Origin of the sequence: Streptomyces murinus, from assembly GCF_002154555.1 — a bacterium.
In the GTDB taxonomy this organism is placed as follows: domain Bacteria; phylum Actinomycetota; class Actinomycetes; order Streptomycetales; family Streptomycetaceae; genus Streptomyces; species Streptomyces murinus.
Map to the genome: position 1 here is coordinate 1 of NZ_MUNF01000060.1, position 9,782 is coordinate 9,782.

A 9,782-nucleotide genomic window follows, 5' to 3' on the forward strand; every position below is an offset into this window, starting at 1 on the left:
CTGCTCTACGTGCTGCGCGAGCGGCTCGGCCTCGCCGGGGCCAAGGACGGCTGCTCGCAGGGCGAGTGCGGGGCCTGCAACGTGCAGGTCGACGGGCGGCTCGTGGCCTCCTGCCTGGTGCCCGCGGTCACCGCGGCCGGCACCGAGGTGCGCACCGTGGAGGGGCTGGCCCAGGACGGGCACCCCTCGGACGTGCAGCGGGCGCTGGCCCGGTGCGGCGCCGTGCAGTGCGGGTTCTGCGTGCCCGGCATGGCGATGACCGCGCACGACCTGCTGGAGGGCAACCCCGCGCCCACCGAACTGGAGACCCGGCAGGCCCTGTGCGGCAATCTGTGCCGCTGCTCCGGCTACCGGGGCGTCGTCCAGGCCGTCCAGGAGGTCGTCGCCGAACGCGAGGCCGCGCACGCCCCCGAACCGGAGACGGCCGCGGACGCCGACGACGCGCGCGTACCGCACCAGGCGGGCCCCGGCTCCGGCGGCGCGGGCCCGTCGGTGTTCGAGGCGCCGGGCGCCTTCGACACGCCGCCACCGACCCCGGACGGCTACGGCGACACGCCCGGCCCGTACGACCAGCACTACGGCCAGGACGGAGGCCAGGCGTGAGCGACGAAGCCGCCACCGCCACCGCGGAACCCGCCCCCGAGCCCGAGCAGGTACTGCACGGCCTCGGCGTCTCGCTGCCGCACGCGGACGCCCGCGCCAAGACCGAGGGCACCTTCCCGTACGCCGCCGACCTGTGGGCCGAGGGCCTGCTCTGGGCGGCCGTCCTGCGCTCCCCGCACGCGCACGCCCGGATCGTGTCCGTCGACACCTCCCACGCCCGCGAGATGCCCGGCGTGCGCGCCGTCATCACCCACGAGGACGTGCCCGGAACCCCCCGCCACGGCCGGGGCACCCCCGACCGGCCGGTGTTCGCCGCCGAGGTCGTACGGCACCACGGCGAGGCCATCGCCGCCGTCGCCGCCGACCACCCGGACACCGCGCGGATGGCCGCCGCCGCGATCATCGTCGAGTACGAGATCCTCGACCCGGTGACCGACCCCGAGCAGGCGTTCGAGGCCGAACCCCTGCACCCCGACGGCAACTTGATCCGGCACATCCCGCTGCGCCACGGCGACGCGGACGCGGCCGGCGAGATCGTGGTCGAGGGGCTGTACCGGATCGGCCGCCAGGACCCCGCCCCGATCGGCGCCGAGGCCGGACTCGCGGTGCCGCGCCCCGACGGCGGGGTGGAGCTGTATCTGGCCTCCACCGACCCGCACCACGACCGCGACACCGCCGCGGCCTGCTTCGGACTGTCCCCGGATCGGGTGAAGATCGTGGTCACCGGGGTGCCCGGCGCCACCGCCGACCGCGAGGACGGCAGCTTCCAACTCCCGCTCGGCCTGCTGGCGTTGCGCACCGGCCTCCCGGTGAAGCTCACCGCGAGCCGCGAGGAGTCCTTCCTCGGCCACGCCCACCGCCACCCCACCCTGCTGCGCTACCGCCATCACGCGGACGCCGAGGGGAACCTGGTGAAGGTGGAGGCGCAGATCCTCCTCGACGCGGGCGCGTACGCCGACACCTCCGCGGAGGCGCTGGCGGCCGCCGTCTCCTTCGCGTGCGGGCCGTACGTCGTGCCGAACGCGTTCATCGAGGGCTGGGCCGTCCGCACCAACAACCCGCCCTCCGGCCATGTGCGCGGCGAGGGCGCGATGCAGGTGTGCGCCGCGTACGAGGCCCAAATGGACAAGCTGGCCCGCAAGTTGGACATGGACCCGGCCGAACTGCGGCTGCGCAACGCGCTTGCGACCGGCGATGTGCTGCCCATCGGCCAGACCGTGACCTGCCCGGCCCCGGTCGCTGAACTCCTCCAGGCCGTACGGGACTTCCCGCTCCCGGAGCTGCCCAAGGACACCCCCGAGGAGGATTGGCTGCTGCCCGGCGGACCCGAGGGCGCGGGGGAGCCGGGCGCGGTGCGCCGGGGCGTCGGCTACGGCCTCGGCATGGTGCACATGCTCGGCGGAGAAGGCGCCGACGAGGTGTCCACGGCGACGGTCAAGGTCCACGACGGCATCGCGACCGTGCTGTGCGCGGCCGTGGAGGCCGGCCAGGGATTCACCACGCTGGCCCGGCAGATCGTCCAGGAGACCCTGGGCATCGAGGAGGTCCGGGTCGCCCCGGTCGACACCGACCAGCCGCCGTCAGGACCGGGCAGCCGGGGCCGGCACACCTGGGTGTCGGGCGGCGCGGTGGAGCGGGCCGCGAAGATGGTCCGCACCCAGCTTCTCCAGCCACTGGCCCACAAGTTCGGCATGTCGACGGAGCTGCTCCAGATCGACGACGGCAAGATCACCTCGTACGACGGGGTGCTCTCGACCACCGTCACCGAGGCGCTGGACGGCAAGGAGCTGTGGGCCACCGCGCAGTGCCGTCCGCACCCCACCGAGCCGCTGGACGCGGCCGGGCAGGGCGACGCGTTCGTGGGCCTGGCGTTCTGCGCGATCCGCGCGGTGGTGGACGTGGACATCGAGCTGGGCTCGGTGCGGGTGGTGGAGCTGGCCGTCGCCCAGGACGTGGGCCGGGTGCTCAACCCCGCCCAGCTGGCGGCCCGGATCGAGGCGGGCGTCACCCAGGGCGTGGGCATCGCGCTCACCGAGAACCTGCGCACCCCGCGCGGGCTGATCCGCCACCCCGATCTGACCGGGTACGCCCTGCCGACCGCCCTGGACGTGCCGGACATCCGGATCGTCAAGCTGGTGGAGGAGCGGGACGTGGTCGCGCCGTTCGGCGCCAAGTCGGTCAGCGCGGTGCCGGTGGTGACGTCCCCGGCGGCCATCGCCTCCGCCGTCCGCGCGGCCACCGGGCGCCCGGTCAACCGGCTCCCGATCCGCCCCCAGGCGGCCGTGGTCACCGACCGCTGACCGTCGCCGCGCAACGCTTCGGGGCCGCCCGACGTCCTTCTGCCGAGGGGGCGTTGTCAGTGGGGCGGCGTAATGTGCTCAGCGGTGGGGGAGCCGGGGCACGGGCGCTCATGCCTTTGTCACGCACGGGCACGATCGCGGGGGAGCGATGGGTACGACGACGGATGCCGGGACAGCGGCGATCACGCTGACCGAGGCCGAGCTGGACCGCCATGTCACGCATGCCGCGACGCGGGGTCTGCTCGCGGGCCCCGGGCTGCCCGCCGTCACCGATGTGCTGACCTTCTCGACCCTGCGCGCCCACGGTCTGCGCACCCTCGCGGACGCGGCGGACGGCCCCTTCCAGCTGGCGGAGGAGCTGCGGGACCGCCTGGTGATAGGCGAGCTGCTCAATCCGGCCGGCATGGAGCGGGAGTCGATCCTGCTCGACGGCGACACGGGCGAGATCACGACGGCGTATCTCCGCGCCCCCGCCGAATGGCGCCCCTTCGCGCCGTCCCTCGACACGCTGCTGCGGTTCGCCGCGGTCACCGAGGAACTGGCGGGCCTGCGCGGCCGGTTCGCCTCACTGGCCGGGCAGTACGGCCCGCGGACGGTCGCCGAGGCGTCCCGCAGGCTGCTCGCCCTCTTCGAGGAGGGCACGGACGGCCGGGTGCCGCCGTACTGGAAGGCGGCGGCCCTGATCCGCCCGCTCGCGCTCGCCGCGGGCCCCGGTGCGAGGTCCGGGCTCACCCTGGACATCCCCGCGCGCGTCCTCGACCAGGAGTTCGGGCACGGCAGGGTGGCCCGCTTCGAGGACGTCGACTTCCCGGCCACGCTCACCCATGAGCCGACCCGCCGCTTCCTGTGCGAGACCGGGCTGCCCGAGGAGGCGGTCCTCTTCTTCACCGACCCGGACGCCCCGCTGCCGACGCTGCGCGAGTACTTCAGCCAGGAGCGCGCCGACTACCCCCTGGCCGAACTCCCGGCCCACTGCGACCACTTGATCCGCCTCGGCCATCTGGTCGAGGACCACAGCCTGGTCGTCGACGGCCGCACGGGCGCGGTACTGACCTTCTCCGCCCCCGAGGCCGCCCTCTACCCCCTCAACACCGACGTCTCCACCCTCGCGTTCACCCTCTGGCTCCTCCACCACGAACGCACCATCGACCAGCACCTCTCCCACGAACTGACGACGACCTCCTACGACCAACTGGCCGCCGCCATGCTCCACACCCTGACCACCCTCGACCCCACCGCCACCCTCCCGGGCACGACCTGGCACTACTGGACGGACACCTTCCAGGACGAGTCGGGCGGGGTGCTCTGAGACAGTGGAGAGAGAGCCGGAAATCACCGGGCGGCCCGAGGCCGCTCGCTGTGGGTATCCCCTCGCGGCAACGGCGAACCCCGTCTGGACCGAACCGCTGTTCTCGCGCACTTTCGAAGGACCGGGCCGCACACCGTCCAGATCACAGATCCGGGACACGGTCGCGGACGCGATCCACCGCGAGACGAACGCCGGAAGCCCCGCGTGATCACCACCAGGACCGCACAAGGCATGCCGGGTACTGCCGACGACCTGCCGCTCTGACGGGAGCGGGTCGCTTGGAGGCCGTGGCGGGAATTGAACCCGCGTAACTCGCTTTGCAGGCGAGCCCCTGAACCACTCGGGCACACGGCCGTGTTGATGGGACGACCGTATGGCGGGGGTGAAGGGGTGCTCAAGGGATCTGGGCCGGATGCAATGTGACTGCCATACGGCGTTCATGGGAGGGCGGACTAGGGTCTTCCGTTTGGATCAGGCCGGATCAGGGCGCGATGCCGGGGCTCGCGGGCCCGGCTTGATCCAAATGAGAGGTCCTAGGGCCTGTCTGACAATTTGTCAGACAGGCCCTAGCGGCCGCGGTGACGGGGCGAGCGAGGATGTCGGCGGGAGACGCCTGCACCGCGGCGGCGACGGACATTTTGGTGGAGGTGCCGGCGGGGACGACGCGGCACGCGGTGTGCACGGTGACCTGGGGGCGGTGACCGCGTGGCGTGGATTCGTGCGAGCCAGGCGGGCGGGGCACGTGTAGCCGCTACCGTGGCGTCGTCTGATCTTCCTTTCGCCGAGGAGCGGTCCCGATGCACAGCGCCCCTTTTCGTCTCGTCGTCACGGGCGGCGGTACGGGTGGACACACATATCCCGCGCTGACCGCGGTGCGCACGCTGAAGGCCCGGCTCGCCGCCGAGGGGCGGGCGCTCGAGACTCTGTGGATCGGAACGGCCGAAGGTTTGGAGGCGCGCGTCGCCCCGGCCGAGGGCATCGCCTTCACCACGGTGGCGACCGGCAAGATCCGCCGCTCGAAGAACCCGCTCAAGCTGGCGTCGCCGGCGAACGTACGGGACATGGCCCGGGTGCCGCTCGGCGTGTTGCAGGCGCGGCGGGCCATCGACGGTTTCCGGCCGGATGTCGTCCTCGCGACGGGCGGTTACGTGGCGGTTCCGGCCGGGCTGGCGGCGCGGATGTGCCACCGGCCGCTCGTGCTGCACGAGCAGACGGTGCGGCTGGGTCTGGCGAACCGGAAGCTCGCGTCGGCGGCGGCGCGGATCTGCGTGTCGTCGGAGTCGACGCTCGGGCTGCTGTCGGAGTCGGCGCGCGCGATCGCGGTGGTGACCGGGAACCCGGTGCGGCCTGAGGTGCTGTCCGGACAGGCGGACAAAGCCGTCCAGGCGCTGGGCCTGTGGGGCTTCGACCGGCGGCTGCCGACCGTGTATGTGACCGGTGGGGCGCAGGGCTCGCAGCAGATCAACGAGTTGGTCGGCGAGTCGGTGCAGTGGCTGCTGGGGCGGGCGAACGTCATCCACCAGTGCGGCCCGGCGAACGAAGCGGGCCTGCGGGCGCGGGCGGCCGGGCTCCCGGCCGAGCTGGCGGCCCGCTACCACCTGGCCGGATTCGTCAGCGGCGAGTTGCCCGACGTTCTGGCCCTCGCGGACGTCGTGGTGTCACGGAGCGGGGCGGGGACGCTGGCGGAGCTGACCGCGCTGGGCAAGCCCGCGGTGTTCGTACCGCTGGCGTCGTCCGCGGGGAACGAACAGGTCCACAACGCCCGGCATCTGGAGCAGTCCGGGGCGGCGGTCGCGCTGACCGGCGAGGTGACGGCGGCCCAATTGCAGACAGCGGTGGGCCCCCTCCTGGCTGACGCCCACCTCCGGCGGGCCATGGCGGAGCGGGCCCGTGCGTACGGCCGCCCGGACGCGGCGGACCGGCTGGTGGACGAGGTCCTGGCCGCCGCAGCGGGCCGGCCGGTCACTGCTGGGGCTGGCCGACGTGGCGAGCCGTCTCTGCCGCGATGAGGGTCGCGCAGTGCTGGCGGGCGGCGGTCACCGGCTCGCCGGTCTGCCTTGCCGCCTCCCGATCACGGCCTGGCGCATGATGCGGCTCCCGCGGTCTTGAGGGCCTGCCCGAGGGCGGTGACGACCTGGTCGATGTCGTTCTCGGAGAGGTGCTGGTGGAACGGCAACGTCAGGACCTCGCGCCCGACTTGCTCGGTGGCGGGCAAGTCGCGGCACCACCGGGCGAACGCGGGTTGCAGGTGGTTCGGCGGGTAGTGGACGCCCACGCCGACACCGCGGGCCTTCATCTGCTTGTGTACCCCGTCCCTGTTCGGGATGAGGATCTGGCACAGGTGCGGCACGGAGCGGTCGACATCGACGTCGACCAGGCGCCCGCCGTCCAGGGCGGCGAGGGCCCGCCGGTAGGCGCGCCACAGGATCCGGCGGGTCGTCTCGGCCTTGTCGAAGTGGTCGAGCTGGACGAGGCCGATCGTGGCGTTGATGCCGGACATCTGGTAGCGCAGTCCGAAGCCTTCCACGCCGTAGCTGGTGGTCTGGCCGCGTTCGGCCTGCGACTGGACGACGCCGAGCATCCGCAGACGGCGGAGCGTGGCGGCCTCGGTGAGGCTGCGCGGGATGACGACGCCGCCTTGACCGCAGGTGAGGTTCTTGATCGGGCCGAAGCTGAAGCAGGTCAGGTCTCCGGTGGTGCCGACGCGGCGGGCGCCGTTGCGGGAGCCGAAGGCGTGCGCGGCGTCCTCCACGATGGAGATGTCCCGGCCGACCAGTTCCTTGCGGACGCCGGAGAGGTTGACGGCCCGGCCGCCGAACAGGACCGGCATCACGGCGCGGGTACGGTCGGTGACGGCCTCCATGACGAGCTGATCGGTGACGCACAGCGTGGTCGGGTCGACGTCCGTGAAGACCGGAGTGGCGCCGGTGGCCGTCGGTGAGGCCTCCCGGCAGCTGGCGATCGCGATGCGCCGCTCGGGCCGGTCCACGGCCGCGGTGCATCTGCTGACCGAGGAGGCCGCCGACCTGGACGCCTCCCGCGACCACACCGGCGCGGTGCGGACGACGCTGCTGCTGACCGGCGCGTACTCGGCGGCGACCGGCCGGGACAGGACAACGGCCCTGTCGCTGCTGGAGGAGGCTGAGGAGGAGGCCAGTCGGCGGGCCGCGGTTCCCGGCCTGTTCACGGTGGAGGCGACCCGGACGCAGGTCGACGTGTACCGGATCGGCGTGCTGAACGCGCTGGGCACCCCGGACGAGGCGGTGCCGGTCGCGGCCCGCCTGGACGTCGACCGGATGTCGACGGCGGAGCGGCGGGCGCGGGCATGGACCGACGTCGCCCGCATGTGGAACGCGCTCGGCGATGGCCAGCAGACGTTCGCCGCGCTGCGGCGGGTCGAGCAAGAGGCGCCGCAGGAGGTGCGGCGGCCCTCGCTGCGGGCGCTGACGGCCGGGCTGCTGTACGGGCCGACCCGGATCGAGGGCGTCCGTGAGTTCGCGGCCCGCACCGGTGCTCCGGCGGCCTGACCGCTCGGGTGTCCTGGCCCGGCTGCTCTGCGGCGGGGTAACCGGCTCGGGCCGGTCGTGATGGACAGGAGCTGGTTCACGGCTTCGAGCCACTAGGTCCAAGGTCGCAGGGGGGAGGGGGACCTTCGACAGGAGTCATCCGGGGTTGTGGGCCTTACCCTGGCGGGCATGAGCGTGCTGGGGTCCCGGGTCGACGACGTCGTGGTGGAAGAAGGCTTCGAGCAGGGCGGCGGGGTGCTGGGCCGGGCCCACCGGGCGCTGAGCGTCGGCATCGTGTCCGTCGTGTTCCTGATCGCCTTCGAGGCGACCGCCGTCGGCACCGCCATGCCCGTCGCGGCCCGCGAACTGAACGGCGTGGCGAGTTACGCCTTCGCGTTCTCCGGCTTCTTCACCACCAGCCTCTTCGGCATGGTCCTGGCCGGCCAGTGGGCCGACCGCCGCGGCCCGCTCGCCGCGCTGACCACCGGCATCGGCTCGTTCGCCGCGGGCCTGGTGATAGCCGGCACCGCCCAGACCATGTGGGTGTTCATCCTCGGCCGCGCCGTACAGGGACTCGGCGGCGGCCTCGTCATCGTCGCGCTGTACGTGGTCGTCGGCCGCGCCTACCCCGAGCGGCTGCGCCCCGCGATCATGGCGGCGTTCGCGGCCGGCTGGGTCGTGCCGTCCATCGTCGGCCCCCTCGCCTCCGGCGCCGTCACCGAACAGCTCGGCTGGCGCTGGGTCTTCCTCGGCATCCCCGTCCTCGTCGTGTTCCCGCTGGCCCTCGCCCTGCCCCAGATACGCCGCCGGGCGTCGGGACCGGTCGACGCGGAGGCCGCCCCCGCCCCCCTCGACCGCCGGCGCATCCGGCTCGCCCTCGGTATCGCCCTCGGCGCCGGGCTCGTCCAGTACGCCGCCCAGGACCTGCGCCCCCTCTCCCTGGTCCCCGCCGCGGCCGGCGCCGCCCTGCTGGTCCCCGCCGTCCTCGGCCTGCTGCCACGCGGCACCTACCGCGCCGCCCGCGGCCTGCCCTCCGTCGTCCTGCTGCGCGGGGTATGCGCCGGATCGTTCGTCGCCGCCGAGTCCTTCGTGCCGCTGATGCTGGTCACCCAGCGCGGCCTGTCGCCGACGCTCGCCGGACTCTCCCTGGCCGCGGGCGGCGGCACCTGGGCGCTGGGCTCCTGGCTCCAGTCCCGGCCGCGCCTCGCGCCGCACCGGGAGCGGCTGATGACCGCCGGGATGGTGCTGGTGGTCGCCGCCCTGGCGACCGCGCCGAGCGTGCTGCTGCCCGCCGTACCGGCCTGGATCGTCGCCGTCGTCTGGGCCTTCGGCTGCCTGGGCATGGGCCTGGTGATCTCCTCCACCAGCGTCCTGCTGCTGCGTCTGTCCGCCCCCGAGGAGGCCGGTGCCAACTCCGCCGCCCTTCAGATCTCCGACGCCCTCTCCAACGCCCTGCTCCTCGCCGCCGCGGGCGCCGCCTTCGCGGCCCTCGGCGGCGGCACCGCCGCCCATCCCGCCGCGTTCGCCGTCGTGTTCTTCGCCATGGCGGTGGTCGCCCTGGCGGGTGTGTGGGTGGCGACCCGTTGCGGGAGCGGCGACCGGCCGGCCGGCACGAGGACGGCCCCGGCGGGCTCGTAATCCCGTGGTCCGGTCCCTGATCACGCGCCTAGGCTGGCCGTCATGCGCCCACTGACCGTGCACCTCGACCCCGCCACCCACCAGGCACTCTCCGACCTCGCCGACGCACAGGGGCGCACGCCCGAGCAGGTGGTGGTGGAGGCCGTACGCCGGTATCTGGCGACGGAGGAGACGGCCGTGCGCGAGACCGCCGAGCGGCTGGCGGGCGCCCACGCCGACCTGCTGAGAAGGCTCGGCGAATGAACACCCGGGACACCCCCGACACCCGAGACACCGCTGACGTTCAAGGCACCCGCCCCACCCGTCACCTCACCGTCGCCGACGTCACCGCCCTCGCCACGCTCGCCTTCGGCGGCCGGCCGCCCGAGGCGAGCGTGGCGAGGGCGGTGACGGCCGCGCCGGTGAGGTGACGGGTGGGGCGGGTGC

Annotated in this window: 8 protein-coding genes and 1 tRNA gene; 7 read left to right on the top strand and 2 right to left on the bottom strand. The window is 73.7% G+C overall.

Translation table 11 applies throughout. The features are described 5' to 3' along the window. The 3 genes from CCN72_RS04725 to CCN72_RS04735 all read left to right on the top strand — a co-directional run. Positions 1–603 (top strand): (2Fe-2S)-binding protein (locus CCN72_RS04725; protein ID WP_143664042.1); only part of this gene is annotated, 603 nt, incomplete at its 5' end. Beyond that, entirely contained in the window at positions 600–2,903 is a 2,304-nt protein-coding gene (locus CCN72_RS04730; RefSeq protein ID WP_086806457.1) for a xanthine dehydrogenase family protein molybdopterin-binding subunit, read from the top strand. The genes CCN72_RS04725 and CCN72_RS04730, both read left to right, overlap by 4 nt. 148 nt (positions 2,904–3,051) lie before the next feature. After that, positions 3,052–4,212: an SUKH-4 family immunity protein gene (locus tag CCN72_RS04735; RefSeq protein WP_086806458.1), complete on the top strand. Its 1,161-nt coding sequence runs from the start codon at positions 3,052–3,054 to the stop codon at positions 4,210–4,212. A 279-nt stretch (positions 4,213–4,491) separates the two neighbouring features. On the opposite strand, the gene CCN72_RS04745 is transcribed toward CCN72_RS04735, so the two are convergent. After that, positions 4,492–4,566: transfer RNA gene (locus CCN72_RS04745), tRNA-Cys, on the bottom strand. 443 nt (positions 4,567–5,009) lie between these two features. Between CCN72_RS04745 and CCN72_RS04750 the strand changes: the two genes are divergently transcribed. Continuing rightward, complete coding sequence (locus CCN72_RS04750; RefSeq protein ID WP_086806460.1) at positions 5,010–6,221, top strand: UDP-N-acetylglucosamine--N-acetylmuramyl-(pentapeptide) pyrophosphoryl-undecaprenol N-acetylglucosamine transferase; 1,212 nt, start codon at positions 5,010–5,012, stop codon at positions 6,219–6,221. Between the two features lie 62 nt (positions 6,222–6,283). On the opposite strand, the gene CCN72_RS04755 is transcribed toward CCN72_RS04750, so the two are convergent. Next, positions 6,284–7,201 (bottom strand): DegT/DnrJ/EryC1/StrS family aminotransferase, encoded by a 918-nt coding sequence (locus CCN72_RS04755; protein ID WP_244174127.1) that lies wholly within the window; start codon positions 7,199–7,201, stop codon positions 6,284–6,286. A 7-nt stretch (positions 7,202–7,208) separates the two neighbouring features. On the opposite strand from CCN72_RS04755, the gene CCN72_RS40240 reads away from it, so the two are divergent. The 3 genes from CCN72_RS40240 (at position 7,209) to CCN72_RS04770 (ending at position 9,599) form a co-directional block, all read left to right on the top strand. After that, positions 7,209–7,739 carry a hypothetical protein gene (locus tag CCN72_RS40240; protein WP_244174128.1) on the top strand — a complete coding sequence of 177 codons (531 nt, stop codon included), beginning with the start codon at positions 7,209–7,211 and terminating at the stop codon, positions 7,737–7,739. 168 nt (positions 7,740–7,907) lie between these two features. Then, the gene (locus CCN72_RS04765; RefSeq protein WP_086806463.1) at positions 7,908–9,356 is read left to right on the top strand and encodes an MFS transporter; all 1,449 of its coding nucleotides are present in this window, start codon (positions 7,908–7,910) and stop codon (positions 9,354–9,356) included. A 42-nt stretch (positions 9,357–9,398) separates the two neighbouring features. Next, positions 9,399–9,599, top strand: a complete 201-nt coding sequence (locus tag CCN72_RS04770; protein ID WP_086806464.1) for a CopG family ribbon-helix-helix protein — start codon at positions 9,399–9,401, stop codon at positions 9,597–9,599. Positions 9,600–9,782: the final 183 nt, after the last annotated feature.

Coding starts and splice junctions, on each gene's coding strand:
- CCN72_RS04735 (WP_086806458.1), top strand. CDS start 3,052: ATGGGTACGACGACGGATGCCGGGACAGCGGCGATCACGCTGACCGAG.
- CCN72_RS04765 (WP_086806463.1), top strand. CDS start 7,908: ATGAGCGTGCTGGGGTCCCGGGTCGACGACGTCGTGGTGGAAGAAGGC.
- CCN72_RS04750 (WP_086806460.1), top strand. CDS start 5,010: ATGCACAGCGCCCCTTTTCGTCTCGTCGTCACGGGCGGCGGTACGGGT.
- CCN72_RS04770 (WP_086806464.1), top strand. CDS start 9,399: ATGCGCCCACTGACCGTGCACCTCGACCCCGCCACCCACCAGGCACTC.